At 31.5% G+C, this 17,515-nt stretch carries 17 protein-coding genes; 10 read left to right on the top strand and 7 right to left on the bottom strand.

Annotated elements, in window-relative coordinates:
- Positions 1 to 96 precede the first annotated feature (96 nt).
- The gene (locus GXM21_RS12010) at positions 97 to 1,071 is read left to right on the top strand and encodes a ribose-phosphate diphosphokinase (protein WP_008539375.1); all 975 of its coding nucleotides are present in this window, start codon (positions 97 to 99) and stop codon (positions 1,069 to 1,071) included.
- A gap of 148 nt (positions 1,072 to 1,219) precedes the next feature.
- The gene (locus GXM21_RS12005; protein ID WP_008539376.1) at positions 1,220 to 2,044 is read left to right on the top strand and encodes an undecaprenyl-diphosphate phosphatase; all 825 of its coding nucleotides are present in this window, start codon (positions 1,220 to 1,222) and stop codon (positions 2,042 to 2,044) included.
- A 100-nt stretch (positions 2,045 to 2,144) separates the two neighbouring features.
- Here the strand turns inward: GXM21_RS12005 and GXM21_RS12000 are convergent, their stop codons facing one another.
- Together GXM21_RS12000 and GXM21_RS11995 are read right to left on the bottom strand one after the other, a co-directional pair.
- On the bottom strand, positions 2,145 to 2,984 hold the full coding sequence (locus tag GXM21_RS12000; RefSeq protein WP_008539378.1) for a YitT family protein: 840 nt from the start codon (positions 2,982 to 2,984) through the stop codon (positions 2,145 to 2,147).
- Between the two features lie 136 nt (positions 2,985 to 3,120).
- Positions 3,121 to 3,972 (bottom strand): MurR/RpiR family transcriptional regulator, encoded by an 852-nt coding sequence (locus tag GXM21_RS11995; protein ID WP_008539380.1) that lies wholly within the window; start codon positions 3,970 to 3,972, stop codon positions 3,121 to 3,123.
- 234 nt (positions 3,973 to 4,206) lie between these two features.
- On the opposite strand from GXM21_RS11995, the gene GXM21_RS11990 reads away from it, so the two are divergent.
- From GXM21_RS11990 to GXM21_RS11970, 5 genes are all read left to right on the top strand, one after another.
- A complete protein-coding gene (locus GXM21_RS11990; RefSeq protein ID WP_008539381.1) occupies positions 4,207 to 5,763 on the top strand; it encodes a gluconokinase in 1,557 nt (518 codons plus the stop codon).
- Between the two features lie 31 nt (positions 5,764 to 5,794).
- A complete protein-coding gene (locus GXM21_RS11985) occupies positions 5,795 to 7,114 on the top strand; it encodes a gluconate:H+ symporter (protein WP_008539382.1) in 1,320 nt (439 codons plus the stop codon).
- A gap of 204 nt (positions 7,115 to 7,318) precedes the next feature.
- Positions 7,319 to 8,734, top strand: coding sequence for an NADP-dependent phosphogluconate dehydrogenase (gndA, locus tag GXM21_RS11980; protein ID WP_008539383.1), 1,416 nt, complete (start codon positions 7,319 to 7,321; stop codon positions 8,732 to 8,734).
- 84 nt (positions 8,735 to 8,818) lie between these two features.
- Complete coding sequence (locus tag GXM21_RS11975) at positions 8,819 to 9,613, top strand: HAD-IIB family hydrolase (RefSeq protein ID WP_008539384.1); 795 nt, start codon at positions 8,819 to 8,821, stop codon at positions 9,611 to 9,613.
- A 125-nt stretch (positions 9,614 to 9,738) separates the two neighbouring features.
- Positions 9,739 to 10,821 (top strand): GntR family transcriptional regulator, encoded by a 1,083-nt coding sequence (locus GXM21_RS11970; protein ID WP_008539385.1) that lies wholly within the window; start codon positions 9,739 to 9,741, stop codon positions 10,819 to 10,821.
- 36 nt (positions 10,822 to 10,857) lie between these two features.
- On the opposite strand, the gene GXM21_RS13160 is transcribed toward GXM21_RS11970, so the two are convergent.
- From GXM21_RS13160 to GXM21_RS11955, 4 genes are all read right to left on the bottom strand, one after another.
- Positions 10,858 to 11,259: a DUF554 family protein gene (locus tag GXM21_RS13160; protein WP_208854430.1), complete on the bottom strand. Its 402-nt coding sequence runs from the start codon at positions 11,257 to 11,259 to the stop codon at positions 10,858 to 10,860.
- On the bottom strand, positions 11,219 to 11,572 hold the full coding sequence (locus GXM21_RS13155) for a DUF554 family protein (RefSeq protein WP_008539387.1): 354 nt from the start codon (positions 11,570 to 11,572) through the stop codon (positions 11,219 to 11,221). Before GXM21_RS13155 ends, GXM21_RS13160 begins: the two co-directional genes overlap by 41 nt.
- Before the next feature lie 68 nt (positions 11,573 to 11,640).
- A complete protein-coding gene (locus GXM21_RS11960) occupies positions 11,641 to 12,219 on the bottom strand; it encodes a cytidylate kinase-like family protein (protein WP_008539388.1) in 579 nt (192 codons plus the stop codon).
- Positions 12,220 to 12,258: 39 nt separating this feature from the next.
- Complete coding sequence (locus GXM21_RS11955; protein ID WP_008539389.1) at positions 12,259 to 13,662, bottom strand: sugar porter family MFS transporter; 1,404 nt, start codon at positions 13,660 to 13,662, stop codon at positions 12,259 to 12,261.
- Positions 13,663 to 14,127: 465 nt separating this feature from the next.
- Here GXM21_RS11955 and araA point away from each other — a divergent pair, with 465 nt between their 5' ends.
- Entirely contained in the window at positions 14,128 to 15,612 is a 1,485-nt protein-coding gene (gene araA, locus GXM21_RS11950; RefSeq protein ID WP_008539391.1) for an L-arabinose isomerase, read from the top strand.
- Positions 15,613 to 15,710: 98 nt separating this feature from the next.
- On the opposite strand, the gene GXM21_RS11945 is transcribed toward araA, so the two are convergent.
- Positions 15,711 to 16,304, bottom strand: coding sequence for a DUF2284 domain-containing protein (locus tag GXM21_RS11945; protein WP_008539393.1), 594 nt, complete (start codon positions 16,302 to 16,304; stop codon positions 15,711 to 15,713).
- 122 nt (positions 16,305 to 16,426) lie between these two features.
- On the opposite strand from GXM21_RS11945, the gene GXM21_RS11940 reads away from it, so the two are divergent.
- The gene (locus tag GXM21_RS11940; protein ID WP_008539395.1) at positions 16,427 to 17,044 is read left to right on the top strand and encodes a MotA/TolQ/ExbB proton channel family protein; all 618 of its coding nucleotides are present in this window, start codon (positions 16,427 to 16,429) and stop codon (positions 17,042 to 17,044) included.
- Positions 17,045 to 17,046: 2 nt separating this feature from the next.
- Positions 17,047 to 17,466 carry an ExbD/TolR family protein gene (locus GXM21_RS11935; RefSeq protein WP_008539396.1) on the top strand — a complete coding sequence of 140 codons (420 nt, stop codon included), beginning with the start codon at positions 17,047 to 17,049 and terminating at the stop codon, positions 17,464 to 17,466.
- Positions 17,467 to 17,515: the final 49 nt, after the last annotated feature.

Genomic DNA, 17,515 nt, shown 5'->3' with positions numbered 1-17,515 from the left:
ATTTATATTTTATTTTGGTAGCAATGTAGCATAACTACATTTCTATATATATTATTATTATTTATTATATTTTTAACAGATTTCAGGAGGAGTAAAATGAACTTCGATACCTCAAAATTATGTATTCTCACTGGTAATGCAAATCCAAAATTAGCAGAAGAAGTAGCACAGTATATCGGTGTGGAATTATGTCATGCTTTTGTAGGTCACTTCAATAATGGTGAAACTCAAGTAATGATTAGTGACAGTATTCGTGGTAAGGATGTATTTATTATTCAGCCAACTAGCCAACCAGTAAATGACAATCTTATGGAATTACTCGTTATGGCTGATGCTTGCCGTCGTGCATCTGCACAGAGTATTAATGCGGTTGTACCATATTATGCTTATTCTCGTCAAGACCGTAAAACTCGTGGTCGCGAACCTATTTCTGCAAAATTAGTAGCTAATCTTATGACTACAGCTGGTATTGACCGTGTAATCACTGTTGATTTACATGCAGGTCAAATCCAAGGTTTCTTTGATATCCCAGTAGACCATCTTGCAGCAGCTCCACTTCTTGCAGCTTATATCCAAGCTAAAAATCTTGAAGATGTAGTAGTTGTTTCTCCTGACCTTGGTGGTGTAACACGCGCTCGTGCTTTAGCAGACCGTTTAAAAGCACCTATTGCTATTATTGAAAAACGCCGTCCAATGCCAGGTTGCGCTAAAGTTATGAATTTAATTGGTGAAGTAAAAGATAAGAATTGCGTTATCATTGATGATATCGTAGATACAGCAGGTTCTTTATGTGAAGGTGCTAAAGCACTTGTTAAACATGGTGCAAAATCTGTTTATGCTTGTTGTACTCATGGTATCTTAAGTGATCCAGCAGTTCAGCGTATTGAAGATTCTCCAATGGAAGAGTTAATTATTACAAATACTATTCCATTACCTGAAGAAAAACATTCTAGCAAAATTGTTTCTGTATCTATGGCTCCACCTATAGGTGAAGTAATTTCCCGTATTTATCAGAAAAAATCTGTAAGTAAACTTTTCGATGCAATTGATATCGTAAAAGGTAAAGGCTGATAATCAAATAAAAATATAAAAGAGGTCTCTACAAAGAGACCTCTTTTGCGAATTAGAATAAATTTTTTTATTAATTGTTTCAGCTTAAATTCAGTTTTAAATTTTATATTGGAAAAATAATAAACAAATAGGAGGGATTTTATAATTTATGTTTACCCTAGAAATTATAAAAGCTATTGTTTTAGGGATTGTTGAAGGTCTAACAGAATGGTTACCTGTAAGTAGTACAGGTCATATGATTTTAGTTGATGAATTTATGTCTTTAAATGTAAGTAAAGCATTTATGGATATGTTCTTAGTAGTTATTCAGTTAGGTGCAATTTTAGCTGTAGTTGCTTTAAATTTTGATAGACTAAATCCATTTTCAAAAAGAAAAACATATTTGAAAAAAAGACAAACCATTTCTTTATGGGGAAAAGTAATCGTTGGCTGTATTCCTGCTGCTGTAATTGGTTTAGCTTTTAATGATTATATGGAAGAGCATTTTATGAATGCACAAGTAGTAGCATTCACTTTGATTTTATATGGGGTATTATTTATTATAGTTGAAAATTATAATAAACATAGAACACCAAGCATCAAAGATATTGACTATTTAGATTATAAAACAGCATTGATAATAGGTTTCTTTCAGGTATTGTCTTTAGTGCCAGGTACATCTCGTTCTGGTTCCACTATTTTAGGTGGTATTTTATTTGGAACTTCTCGTGTGGTAGCCACAGAATATACATTCTTTTTAGCTATTCCTGTTATGTTTGGTGCTAGTGCGTTAAAACTATTTAAATTCGGTTTAAATTATACTTTTGAAGAAGTTATTCTATTATTAGTGGGTATGGTAGTAGCTTTTATAGTTTCTATTATTTCTATTAAATTCTTACTTCGTTATGTGAGAACAAATGACTTTAAAGCGTTTGGCTGGTATCGTATAATTTTAGGTCTAATCGTATTTGTATATTTTTATTTCCAAGGATAAAAGGATAATTTCTTTTTAAGCATAAGAGTGAATATAAATAAAAGGATAAGAGTTGAAATAAATCAATTCTTATCCTTTTTATTTTGTCATTATTTATTATTTAATGGTAAGAGAAGCCTTTACCATTTACTTCAGAAGCATTAGAGATAATAAAGAAGGCTTTTTTATCTATATTTAAAGCTATTTCTTTAATTTTACTTAATTGCGTAAGATTTACTACGATATAAAGTATTTTCTTTTTAGTATGTGTATAGCCACCTTCACCATTGATTAAGGTAACACCACGTCCTAATTCAAGCATGATAAGCCCTGCAATTTGTTCAGACTTATCGGAAATAATCATGATGGATTTTCGTTTATTGAAACCAGTAACAATGCGGTTATCAACTTCACCCATGATGTACATGTAGATTAAAGTGTAAATAGCTACTTCAAAATTGAATAGACAAAGACCACAAAGTACGATGATACAATTTAAAGCGAAAATCATTGTACCGATATTATAAGAATAAAGTTTCTTGATTAAAGCTGCAATTACATCGGCACCACCAGTATTAGCATTTGCACGTAAGATAAGACCAAAGCCAATACCAGAAACTACACCAGCAACGATAGCTGACAACATAGGATTATTATGTAGTGGAGTATATGGTGTTAAGAATGATGTTAAATCAATGAAGAATGAGTATAGACTTGTACCTAATATTGTGTTGAAAAAATATAGTCTTCCAAAAAAATGATAGGCAATATATAAAATTGGAATGTTGAAGATGATATTTTGAATACCGATAGGTAAATCAAATAAATAGTGGAGAATAATGGCAATCCCTGTAAGTCCGCCAGAGAGAAAATGATTAGGAATTAGGAACAAATTACATGATATGGCAGAAATAAGAGCACCAATGACGATCATTGCATACTGGATAATATATTTTTTCATAAAATACCTCTAAAATAATATAAAATCTAAATCAATATTCAACATTATATAGCAAAATAGGTATTTAGCAAGTAGTTTTTTTATTATTTTACATATTTTATAAAATTTTTTAGAAAAAAGTGTAAGTAAATGTACATTATAATCTGCGTTTAGCTATAGCATTACGCATTTTTTTGATATTAGTGAAGTTTTTTGTAACATTTTTTTGATATACACCCATATATAGAATATCTACTATGGCCATGTGTATTAATCGTGAAGCAACAGCTTCAGATTTATAGGCGATTTCGCGACCCATACCATGCAATACAACATCAGATAATTTACAAAGTGGAGAGTTCATATAACTTGTTATGGCAATTATAGGAACATTATTATTGTGAGCTAATTCTATAGCTTGTAGAAGGTCAATATTGGCTCCTGTATGAGATACACAGATGATTAAATCTTTTTCTGTGAGTAGAGAAGAAGCTGTAACTTGCATATGCAAATCATTATAGGCTTTTATAGGAATGCCAAAACGCATAAAACGTGTTTCGATATCTTGGCAGACTGTAAAAGAATTGCCAAAGCCATATACACAGATTTGATGAGCATTTTTTATTAACTGAACAGCTTTTTCTAATTGTTCAAAATCAATTAATTTTAAAGTGTCTTGCAGTCCATCAGTGATGGAAGAAAAAAGTTTTTCAGCAATTAATTTATAGGAATCATTGGGATTTATTTCTTGAGATACTAATTCATCTTGGCTATATACTTCACTAGCTAAGGCTATTTTTAAACTTTGTAGACCGCTAAAACCTAATTTTTTACAAAAACGAGAAATAGTAATTTCCGAACTTTGAGTATTGCTGGCTAAATCGGAGATAGTTTGACTCATGACAGTTTTTAAATTGGCAAGGATATAATCTATGATGCGTTTTTCTGATTTTGTCATATTATTATAATTGCTACGCATTAATGTTAAGATAGATGTATTTGTCTCCATGATATTCACCTCAAAATCTTTCTTAATGTAATTATAACAACAAAATATAGTGATAGTATAGAATAAGATTGATAAAAATGATATAAAAATATCAAAAATAAAAAATAAAATGAAAAATATATTGCATAATAAAGTTTTATTTGTTATAATTTGCTTGTGTTAGTAAATAAAGAAATTACATAAATTAATGATTTTTCAGTTTATTTATAATGATTTAGGGAAAGGGCGGTTTTAATGTTGGATTTTAGTAATACAAGAAGTTGTATTTGGATTGGGGTAGATGTAGGTACTACAGGAGTTAGAGCGATTGCTTATCAAAAAGATGGATTGAGTTTATGTAGTGCAGATGAATTTTATCCGTTAGAAACACCATATCCAGATTGGGCTGAGCAAAATCCTGAGATTATCTATAAAGCAATTGAAAAAGTTGTACGTGAAGTAGCTAATACTTTAATTTATAAAGGTAAAAATGTATCTGGTATAGCTATTAGTACTGTTATGCATAGCTTTGCACCGGCTAATGAAAATCGTGAATTATTGAGCAATATGATAACTTGGGCAGATAGTCGTTCAGTAGGTATTGTTAATGAATTAAAAAAAGATGAAGCCTTAGTAAAAGGTTTTTATGAAAGGACATGTTGTCCAACTCATTCTTGTTATCCATTTTTGAAAATTTTATGGGTGAGAAAAAATTATCCTGATGTATTTGCCAAAATGAGATATATCTATTCTTTAAAAGATTATATTTTTGAAAAAATGACAGGTGAGTGGGTAGTTGATAAATCTTCAGCTTCTGCAAGTGGTTTATATAATGCGCATAAAATGGATTGGGACGAAGAAATTTTAAATTATGCGGGAATAACAAGAGAACAATTACCACCTGTTGTATCTACAACTTATCAGAGTAAATTGACAGATAGTGCAGCGCAAAGATTGAATTTACCAGAAAATTTACCTGTAGTTATTGGTGCTACTGATGGTGTATTGGTAAATGTGGGAATTGGTGCTATTGAAGATGGTCAGTTAAGTGCGACAATCGGTACAAGCGGAGCGATTAGAATGCTCACCAAAACACCAAAGGTGGATAGTTTGGGACGCACATGGTGTTATAACTTGACTGATGATATGTGGGTTGCAGGTGGTGCTATAAATAATGGTGGCATCATCATGAGATGGCTTCGCGATAAAGTTTGCCATTATAGCAATCATCGTTTAGAAGATATTGATATTGATCCATATGATTTAATGACGCTTAAAGCTTCTAAAATTCCAGCTGGAGCAGAAGGATTATTGTTGTTGCCATTTTTTACAGGCGAACGTGCACCATATTGGAATTCTGAACTTCGTGGAATGTTTTTTGGCTTATCTTTAAATCACAGTCGTTCGCATATGATTAGAGCTGGCATGGAAGGTATATGTTTTAGTTTAAACTGTGTATTAAGTGCTTTAAAAGATTTTGGTCAGGTAAAAGATATTCGCGTCAGTGGTAGTTTTACAAAATCACCATTATGGTTACAAATTATGGCTGATATCTTTGGCGAACATATAACTTTACCTCAAAATAGTGAGGGAGCAGCTTTTGGGGCAGCTGTTTTAGGTTTCATAGCTAGTGGTGAGATGAAAGATATATCAGATACTGCAAATTTAATTAAACCGAAGAAAGTATATAAACCACAAGCAGAAAATAAAGAAGTCTATGAAGAACTTTTTGATATCTATAGCAGTTTATATGAAAAATTACAACCTGATTTTGCACGCATAACTACGTATCAAAATAAAATGTATAAATAATAAAAATATATAAAGAGAGAGGGTTTTGATTATGCCATTAGCTATATTGGCTGTGGGGATTATTATTTTATTTATACTTATTGTAAAGTGTAAATTAAATAGTTTTTTATCTTTAATTTTTGTAGCAATTTTTATGGGCTTTGCTTTAGGTTTACCAGTAGATGCTATCGTACCATCTATAACTAAGGGGTTAGGCGGTACATTAGGAGGTCTGGCAATAGTCGTAAGTTTTGGGGCTATGCTTGGTAAATTGATGGCTGATAGTGGGGGAGCACAAAGAATTGCCACTACATTGATTTCTATGTTCGGGGTAAAAAATGTTCGTTGGGCTGTTTGCTTAACAGGTTTTGTCGTAGGTATTGCACTTTTTTATGAAATCGGCTTTGTACTTTTAATTCCATTAGTATTTACGATTGCAGCGGAAGCAAAGGTTAATCTTTTAGAAGTTGGTATTCCGATGGCAGCTTCTTTATCTGTAGCACATGGATTTTTACCACCACATCCAGGGCCAACAGCGATTGCAGTTATTTTTAATGCAGATTTAGGGACTACTTTGATTTATGGCTTTATCATTGCAGTGCCAACAGTTATCTTAGCAGGACCACTTTATTATAATTTTGTTAAAGATTTGAAACCGGAAATTCCAAAAGGTTTATACAATCCTAAAATTTTCAAAGAAGATGAAATGCCTTCTTTTGCAATTAGTATTTTTACTGCATTAGTACCAGTAGTATTGATGGCAGCTTCTGCTATTGTAAAGATGACTTTAGATGATACGTATAATATTTACCATATTTTAGTATTTTTAGGAAATCCAGATATAGCGCTTACTATTTCTGTAATCATTGCCATTTTTACTTTTGGCTTAAATCGTGGAAAATCCATGAAAGAAATAATGACAAGCGTAGAAGATGCAGTAAAAACTATTGCGATGATTTTACTTGTTGTTGCAGGTGGCGGTGTTTTAAAACAGATTTTAATTGATAGTGGATTGGGAACATATATCGGTAGTTTAATTCATGGTTCAGATATGTCTCCATTATTGATGGCATGGTTGATTGCTGCTGTTATCAGAACTTCTGTTGGGTCTGCAACTGTAGCAGCACTCACAGCAGGTGGTATCGTAGCACCTTTAATTCCACTCACTGGTGTAAGTCCAGAACTTATGGTATTGGCAGTTGGTGCAGGTAGTGTAATTTTCAGTCCACCAAATGACCCAGGATTTTGGTTATTTAAAGAGTTCTTTGGTTTAACTATAAAGGGAACAATTCGCACATGGTGTGCTTTAGAAACTATTATTTCCGTTGCAGGTATTATTGGTGTAATGATTTTAAATGCAATCTTATTTTGATAGTTTTTGAAGATTTTATGCAAATAAATTATAAATAAAGAAGATAATTGTATTTTATGAATAATTTAGTAGCTGAATTTTAGACATGCGATAATATATTGTACGAGAAAAATAAAAAAGCTACCTTATTGGTAGCTTTTTTTGATAGACAGTTGTACAATATAGATATATTTTTTTAATTTTTAATGGGGGAAAATAAAATTTATGAAATCAAATATAGCAGTTATTGGTATGGGTGTAATGGGAAGCTGTTTAGCTTTAAATATGGCAAATCATAATTTCAAAGTAGCCGTATATAATTACACTCCAGATTTAACAGAAGCTTTTGTTAAAAATCATCCACATGATAATATAACAGCTTTTTATGATGTAAAATCTTTAGTGGAAGGTATGACTCGTCCTCGTAAATTCTTTATCATGGTAACAGCAGGTAAAGCAGTAGATAGTGTAATTGAAAGTCTTTTACCTTATTTAGATAAAGAAGATATCATCATGGACGGTGGTAATTCCTTCTTTAAAGATACACAAAGAAGATATGAATATGTAACTTCTAAAGGATTTAAATATTTTGGTGTTGGTGTATCTGGCGGTGAAGAGGGAGCACTCAATGGCCCAGCATTAATGCCAGGTGGTAATAAAGAAAGCTATAAAGAAATCAAAGAAGTTTTAGAAGCTATCTCCGCTAAAGCTGAAGATGGTAAACCTTGTTGCACATATATTGGTGAAAATGGTGCAGGTCATTATGTAAAAATGGTGCATAACGGTATTGAATATGCAGATATGCAACTTATTGCTGAAGCTTATTTATTATTAAAACATGTTAGTGGATATGAAAATTTTCAGATTGCAGATATTTTCAATGAATGGAACCAAGGTGAATTAAATAGCTTCTTAATTGGTATTACAGCAGATATCTTTAAAGAAAAAGATGATTTAGGCGAAGGCGAATTAGTAGATAAAATCTTAGATAGTGCAGGGCAAAAAGGTACAGGTCGTTGGACAAGTTTAGCTGCTTTAGAACAAGGTGTGAATACATCTATTATGACAAGTGCTTGCAATGCTAGAAATATCAGTTCTTTCTATGAAAAACGTCAACAATTAGCAGAAAGTGGTTTGAAAAAAGTATTACCTGTAGAAATTGATGCAGATTTTGTAGAAGATGTAAGACGCTCTTTATATACAGCTAAAATTGCAGCATATGCTCAAGGTCTTGCTCTTTATAAAAGTGCTTCTGAAACATATGATTGGAATTTAAACTTAGGTGATATTGCTTCTATTTTCAGAGCTGGTTGTATCATTCAAGCGAGATTTTTAAATAATATAACTAATGCTTATCAGCAAGAACCTAATTTAGATAATTTAATTGAAAATGAATTCTTTGCTGAAAAAGTAAAAAATAATCAGCAATGTTTAAGAAAAATTGTAGCTAAAGCTATTTTAGCAGGTGTACCAGTACCAGCTTTTGCCAATGCAATTTCTTATATTGATGGTTTGAGTACAAAAGTTGTAGGTGCAAATCTTATTCAAGCTCAAAGAGATTATTTTGGTGCTCATACGTATAAACGCATTGATAGAGAAGGTTCTTTCCATCATCAATGGCAAAAACATTTTGATAGATAAAATATAAAAAGAAAAAGCAGACTTTTGTCTGCTTTTTTTTTATAATATAAAGTATTGGAATGAATTAAAAGTGAGGCGTTTTTAGTGAAGATTGCATTTAGTGATTTTGATGGGACATTATATTTTCACCATGAAGATATCATACCGCAAATAAATATAGAAGCTGTAAATGAATGGAGATGCAAAGGCAATATCTTTGTTTTATGTAGTGGTAGAGATGTTCATTCTTTAATGCATGAAGTAAATAATCAAGAGCTTACTTATGATTTTGTAATTTGTAATAATGGTGGAACAATTTTTGATAAGAATTTAAAATTAATAAAATCATTTCCTCTAGATAAAATACAATTAGAAAAACTTGTTCATAGTGATATTGCCAAAGAAAGTTGGCATATTTTATTTTCATCAACAGAAAAAATGAGAACAACGATAAATAGCCCTAAATCACAGTTATTAAAGTATTTTGAGTCTGAAAAATATAAAAATCAAGATATCATTCAAAAAATAACTGTAGAACAAGCTTTATCTGAAATGAATGTAATACAAATTAGTTTAGCCTATGAGACAGAAGAAATTGCTAACAATTATGCTAAACGTATAAATAATGAATTTGAAGGAGCTTTCTTAGCTAATATGAATTTAAATTGTATAGATATATGTGCTAAGGGAATAAATAAAGCTCAAGGAGTCAAAGAATTATTGAATTTACAAAAAGATAAATGCTTTGAACAGGTTTTAACAATAGGCGATGCTCAAAATGATGTGCCTATGATAAAAGAATTTGAAGGATATAGTTTAAATTCAGCAACTATGCATGCTAAAAATGTTGCAACAAAGTTGTATGATAGCGTAGGTGAAATGTTATTAGATAATATGTAGTAATAAAAGTTGTATTTTAGGATATTAGTTGTATTATATAGAGGTTATTTGGTAAACTATATAGATACACATATAAATATAAAAAAAGAAGTTGTTATATTTATAAAAGGAAGGACGGTGTGGAAATGGCAACGGCAGATGCTCCGAAATATATAGATTTAATGAATTGGATAAGAGAGCAAATTTTAAGCGGAGAATTTAGTGTAGGCATGAGATTGCCTTCTGAAAATGAGTTGGGAAAAAAATTCTCAATTAGTCGTCAAACAGTAAGACAGGCAACTAGTGTACTAGAAAGCGAAGGATTGCTAGAGAGAAGACGTGGTAGCGGAACATATGTATGTGCTTCAAAATCAGCAATAAAGAAAAAAACAAGAAATATAGGTGTTGTTCTAACTTATTTAGATGATTATATTTTCCCAAGTATTGTACAAGGAATAGAGAAAGTATTGACTAAAAACGGCTATTTCATGCAGTTAGCTTTTACCTATAATAGAGTGGAAAAAGAAGCATATATTTTAGATACTATGTTGAAAAACAATATTGATGGCTTAATTATTGAGCCATCAAAAAGTGGTATACCATATATCAATACAGATTTTTATCAAAAAATAAAATCAGCAGGAATACCATGTGTGTTTATCCATGCTGATACTAATCCGCCAATGAATATACCAAGTGTGCGTATGGACGATTATCTAGCAGGGCAATCTGCTGGTGAATATCTCATAAAACATGGTCATGAAAAAATTGCTGGTATTTTTAAATCTGATGATATGCAAGGTCAATTGCGTTATTCAGGTGCGATTAATGCTTTGAAAAAACATAATTTATTGCAATCAGAAAAAAATATGTTTTGGTATACAACAGAGGATATCAAACTTATTATGAATGGTGAATTAGACCGTGAAATCTTAAGACGTCTAAATGATGCTACAGCCATTATTTGTTATAATGACCAGATAGCAAGATATTTAGTCGATTTATTTACTAAGATTGATAAAAAAATACCAGATGATATTTCGATCATAAGTTTTGATGATTTGGAATTAGAGTCAGCTATTGGTTTAACAACTTTTGCTCATCCTAAGAAAGAAATGGGAAAAACAGTGGCTATACAACTTTTAAAACTGATGGAAAATCCAAGTTTGAATGTCAGTGTGAAATTCCCACCAAATCTAGTAGAAAGAGAATCTGTAAAAACATTTTAAGCGAGTCATATGACTCGCTTTTTTTATAGAAAAATATTATAGAAAAATAAAAGAAAATAAATAAGATATAGGGAAAATAATGACAAGAGCAGGCAAGATATTAACAATGCTGACAATAGAAATGCCAATCATATTCAAGCTTAAAATAATAGTCAATAATCCACCGATAGAGATAAAATCTAAAATCATAGTATTAGAGATAAATACCATTAAAAATTGCGAACAAAAGAAAAGACCGCCCATGATGATAAATTGAGGTATAGTAATCAAAAGCATAGGATAGCCCAATCTAGTGGCAAATATGATAGAGGCGAAAATATCAATTACAGCTTTGGAAAATAAAATCGTAGCATCACCAGATAGACCTTCATTAAATGCACCAAAGATATTAGTGCCACTAGCGCAAAAAGTAGCAGCGACTAATAAGTAAAAATCCATATATAGATTTTTTTTCTTCATTTTTAAATTTATGCTTAAAATTTAATTTATAGATTATTTTAGCTAGTAAATTTTTTAATTTAGTATCTAAATCGAAAAATTCTCCTAATATAAATCCTAAAATTAAAGCTAAAATAACACAAGGTAAACAATTTACCTTAATAAAAGATACAATACCGATAGCTAAAGCACTTATGCCGAAAATTTTAATTAGAGGTTCTCTATACTTATATGTAATTTTAATATTCAAATTAGGACCGATAATACCTCTAAGAATAATGCAAAAAATATCAGCTAGGACACCATAAGGCATAAAAAACACTCCTTTTATGAAAAAGATATGATACTTTAACATAAAAGGAGTGTTGATGTCAAGCAAGATTATTTAGGATTATTAGCAACGTATTCTTTAATAACTTTTACAGCACCTTCAATGCCTGTACGAGCTATATTGATTATTAAATCATAATCTTTAGGTTCGCCCCAGTTAAGTCCTGTATAGTAATTATAGTAAGAAGCACGTTTTTGGTCTTCTTTTTTTAATTCAGATAAAGATTTATGATAAACAAGTTGACCTCTAGTAGTTCTGAAATCATCGTCAGCAACGATAAAGAAGCTATAAGCATTATAGTCATTTAAGATATAATTAGCACAACGACCTACAAAAATACCAGATTTATAGTAATCAGCTAATTGTTTTATAGCGTTAGATTGAGGTTTAAACATAAACATATCATCATTTTGAACAACATTATCAAAGATATGTTCATATGGAGATTCATCACCATAAAGATTAGTATAAGTGAGATTTAATTCTTCTAATTTACAACCTTTTTCAAGATGTTCAGCAATCAAAGCAACTAATTTTCTATCATAAAGAGGGATTTGAAGTTCTTTAGCTAGAATTTCTGCTACTTCGCGTCCGCCAGCACCATATTGACGACCTATTGTAATTAACATAATATTTTCCTCCTTGAACTTATCTCATTATTAGCAACATTAGCAACCAATATCGCGAAGTTTTTTACCTTCCATAAGATTGCTTTCAATTTTTTCAAGAGAAACACCTTTTGTTTCTGGAACAATGTAGATTGTGCAGAAAATGAAGATTACGTTCAAAATACCATATAACCAGAATGTTTGAGCGGAACCAATACCTTCGAGAAGGGAAAGGAATGTAGCACCGATAATCATATTGGATACCCAGTTTGTAGTAGTAGAGCAAGCTATACCGAAGTCACGGCTCTTAAGAGGTTGAATTTCAGAGCATAAAATCCAGATAACAGGTGCAGCACTCATAGCATAACCAGCAATAGAAAGAATTGTCATACCAACAGCAGTGTAAGAAATCCATTGAGCTGTATTTCCGCCTTCAAACTGCATGAGGCACCAGCCAAGAACGATAAGAGCTAAAGCCATGATACCGAAACCAATTTTAAGTGCGATTTTACGACCAGTTTTATCAATGAACTGCATGGAAATCCAAGTGAAGATAACGAATGTCATACCATCTAAGATAGTAGCGAACATTTGGTCTGTGTGGCTTTCAAAACCAGCAAGACTGAAGATTTTTGGAGCATAATACATGATGATGTTCTGACCAGTGAATTGTTGCATGAACTGTAAGAACATACCAAGGAAAACAACACGACGAACATTTTTATTTGCTCTGAATAAAGAGAAACCAGCTTGTTTAACTTTTAAGCTATCTGTGATATCTTGGAGTTCTTCATGAGCTTTTTCTTTGTTACCACGAAGAACGTTAAGTACTTTTTGAGCTTCAGTTGTAAAACCTTTAGAAGCGAGCCAACGTGGGCTATCTGGTAATTTAGCAACAGCGATTATTAATAAGAATGCAGGGATACTGATGATACCAAGCATAAGTCTCCAGCTTTCTGTTGGAGCAAGAAGTGTATCAGAGATGAATGCGATAACGATACCGAAGTTAATCATGAGCTGATACATAGAAATCAAACGACCACGATGTTCTTTTTCACTCATTTCAGAAAGATAAAGTGGTGCTACATAAGAAGCAACCCCAATGGAGAAACCTAAGATTATACGAGAGATTAATAAAATTTCATAATTAGGAGCGAATGAAGAACCAAAACAACCAATAATAAATAAGAGACCTGCTGTTAAAATAGATTTTTTACGACCTAATTTAGATGAAATCCATAAAGTAATAATAGAACCAATAGCCGCACCAAACATCATAGAACTTACGATCCATTCTTGCATTTGGCTTGTGAGTGATAATTGGTCTGTAATGAATGGCAATGCACCAGCGATTACCCCAATATCAAGACCAAACAACAAACCAGCCATACCGGCTGCAACAGATACTAATTTGCGCATATGTTTACTTTGTTGAAGCGCTTCAGTGTCAATAGCTGTGGACATGAGATAAAACCTACCTTTTCTTTATTATAGAATTAACAGACAATTATAAATATCATACTAATTTAAACAATTTAATGAAGTTGTATGATATGTTGACAAAAAGAATTGTACTATAGTTTTTTTTATTTGACAAGTGCTTATTGCAAATAATTTTAAATTTTTTTGAATTTTTTTATTTAGGAAAAAGATTGGCAAAAAAATAATTTCCTTTATATAGATAAAGATGACTATAAAAATTATTTATATAGTGGAATTGTTGAAAAGATTGAAAAAATTTTTATAAATTTTATGTTTTTGCCTATTGAAATTTGTATAACATACATGCTATAATAAAACCATGTTGTATGACAATTATATATTACAATTTTCAAACAAATGGTAATATTAAATATACAACAGATTATAATAGAATTATTTGCAAGTAATAATATAAGTTATATTTTTAAGGAAAGAAGTTGTTTTTTTATGAAAAAATTACAAGACTACAAATTTTGGTTTATCGTAGGTAGCCAGTTCTTATATGGCCCAGAAGCTTTAAAAGCTGTTGAAGAAGACGCTAAAAAAATGGTAGAAGGCTTAAATGCTTCTGGCAAACTTCCTGCAAAAATTGAATTTAAAGCTGTAGGTACTACTGCTGAAGTAATCGATAGATTTGTAATGGATGCAAACTATGATGATACTTGTGCTGGTATTATCACATGGATGCATACTTTCTCCCCATCCAAAATGTGGATTAGAGGTCTTAAAAAATTACAAAAACCATATCTTCACCTTCATACACAATATAATAGAGAAATTCCAAATGAAGAAATCGATATGGATTTCATGAACTTAAATCAGTCTGCACATGGTGACCGTGAACATGGTTTCATTGGTACTCGTATGCGTCTTGCTCGTAAAATTGTTGTTGGTTATTGGGAAACAGAAGCTGTTCAAAACAAAATCGCAACTTGGATGCGTACTGCAATTGGCGTAATCGCTAGTGCTGATTTAAAAGTTATTCGCTTTGGCGATAACATGAGAAATGTTGCTGTTACTGAAGGCGATAAAGTAGAAGCAGAAATCAAATTTGGTTGGTCTGTAAATACTCATGCAGTAGGAGATTTAGTACAGTACATCAACGCAGTAACTGAAGAACAAATTGATGCTCAAGTTGCTGAATATCAAACTAAATATGAAATGAATACAGATAACATTGCATCTGTACGTTATCAAGCAAAAGTTGAAGTTGCTATCAAAAAATTCTTAGAAGATAACAAAGCAGATGGTTTTGTAAATACATTTGAAGACCTTTATGGTATGGATCAACTTCCAGGTCTTGCAACTCAAGATTTAACAGGTCAAGGATATGGTTTCGGTCCAGAAGGTGATTGGAAAATTGCTTGCCTCACTGCAGTTATGAAAACTATGGCACAGGGCGTTGATAAAGGTACTGCTTTAATGGAAGACTACACTTATCATTTCGGTAAAGATGGCGAAGATAGCTATAACCTTGGTGCACATATGCTCGAAGTTTGCCCTAGCGTTGCAGAAGGAACTCCAAAAATTGAAGTTCATGAACTTGGAATTGGTGGCAAAGATGCTCCAGCTCGTCTTGTATTTGAAGGTAAAGCAGGCGGTGCTATTGTAGCTACTCTTGTAGATATGGGTGGTAGAATGCGTCTTATCGTTAACGATGTAGAATGCGTAAAACCTATTATGCCAATGCCAAATCTTCCTGTAGCTCGTGTAATGTGGAAACCAATGCCAAGCCTTGAAGAAGCTGGTGAAGCTTGGATTTTAGCAGGTGGTGCACATCATAGCGTTATCAGCTACACTGTAACTGCTGAACAACTTCGCGATTGGGCTAATATGATGGGTATTGAATTCGTTCATATCACTAAAGACTTAGATATGGATAAATTTAAAGATCAGCTCATGCTTTCCGACATTATGTGGAAATTAAAATAATTTGTTAACTCTCTCTCTTTCCCCCATAACTTTATATATTTTCCCTTAACTGAGGGGGAAAGAATATTTTTTAAAACAACAGCGTATAACTATTATAGTTATACGCTGTTTTTGCTTATTATGTCAGATATAGTTGTAGCAGAAATAGTTTCGTTAGAGATTAAAGCATGAATTAATACATGATATTTTGGTAATTTATCTAAGCCCCAAAGTAATTTTATATTAAATATATCTTCCATTACTTTTCCTAAATCTACGCCAAAAGAATCAAGAGAATGACGCATTTTATCTGGTTTTTTACAAGGTTGATTAACAGTTCTACTGCATTTGCAACAGTAACTACAGCCACCAGAAGATAAGGAAATTGTATTATCATTTTCTAAATTTAGTAGAGCAGTAGCTATTTCATTTTTTAGTTTGCGCAAAGTTTTGCGAGTAAATGTACTAATTTCTTCTTTAGTAGTTAAGCTATTTATAGTATCTTCACTGTAATTTATTTGTACAGCCACTAAATAAATAGATTTATATTGGCTCAAATAAGTTTTAGGATTAAAGCTAAGTGGTGGACAAGACCATTTATGATTATAATTATTACATTGTTGGCAATAAGTCAAAAATTTGTCTATGTCTTGATAATTAGAAATAAAATCCTGCATATCATGATGGGCGACTTGGACTTTTGTAGTAAACATAAAAGCACTTCCTTAATTGTTAATTTTTTTGATTTTAGGTTTGACAGCTATATTTGATAAGCTTATTATTAGTATGAATAAATTATAATACAAGAAGTGAGATTTTTATAGGAGGTCTTTTCATGGACTTATTGATGCAAGGTGTAGAGTATTTTCATAAGGGCGGATTAGTAATGTACATATTATTAATATGCTCAATTTTTATTATCACTATTGGTATAGAACGTTTATTATATTTTATGAAAGCTGATTCAGGAAGAGCTTTTGCACAGAATTTTTATAAATTGATGATTAATAATAAAATTGAAGAAGCTAGAAATTTAGCACAAAATAGCAAGGGGGATTTAGCTTCTTTAGTCGATTTTGCTTTCAATAAAATGCAAAATAAAAATATTAATTTGATGATGTTGTTGGAAGTTCAATCAGGGATAAGTATTTCTAAATTTAGAGAAAGACTTTATTATTTAAATGTAATTGTCACTATGGCTCCTTTGTTAGGTTTATTGGGGACAATAATTGGTATGATTTCAGCTTTTAGCGTATTTAATTTAGAAGAAGGTCAAGCTATTGCTATCACTGGGGGTGTAGGTGAAGCATTAATCGCAACAGCTACAGGACTTTGTGTAGCTATTGTTTCTTTGGCTATTCATGCATATTTTGTGCAGAGAATAGACCGTATCGTAACTGATATGGAACAGGTTTTTTCACTAATTGAAGGTTATATAACTAGAGGTGAATAACAATGCGTTTAAAAGATAGAAGAGCGTTTTCTAAGCCTGAAGTCATGATTATACCAATGATTGATATTATGTTTTTCTTATTGGTATTTTTTATGCTCAGCACGCTATACATGGTGGATTTAAAAACTATTCCTGTAAATATGCCTAAGGTGCAAAATGCCCAAAGTCAGACAAATGTTAATTATTTAGTCACTATGAAAGCTGATGGCACTTTGTATTTAGAAAATAAATTGATAGATGAAGATACATTACTTCAAGGTGCAAAAGAAAAATATGAAGAAAATAATAATTTTGCTGTAGTAATTCGTGCTGATGAAAATGTAGATTATGGAAAAATTATGGTATTATTAGATAAATTTAAAGCTGCGGGGATAACTAAATTTGGTTTGGCTACAGAGACTATGGTAGATGAACATAAATAATGTCTTGACAGATATATTCTTAAGTGTTATTGTAAAAATGAAATTATTT

The sequence above is a fragment of the Megamonas funiformis genome (genome assembly GCF_010669225.1).
Classification (GTDB): Bacteria; Bacillota; Negativicutes; order Selenomonadales; family Selenomonadaceae; genus Megamonas; species Megamonas funiformis.
The sequence above is the reverse complement of the archived record's forward strand: the minus strand, read 5'-3'. Positions and strand labels throughout refer to the sequence as shown.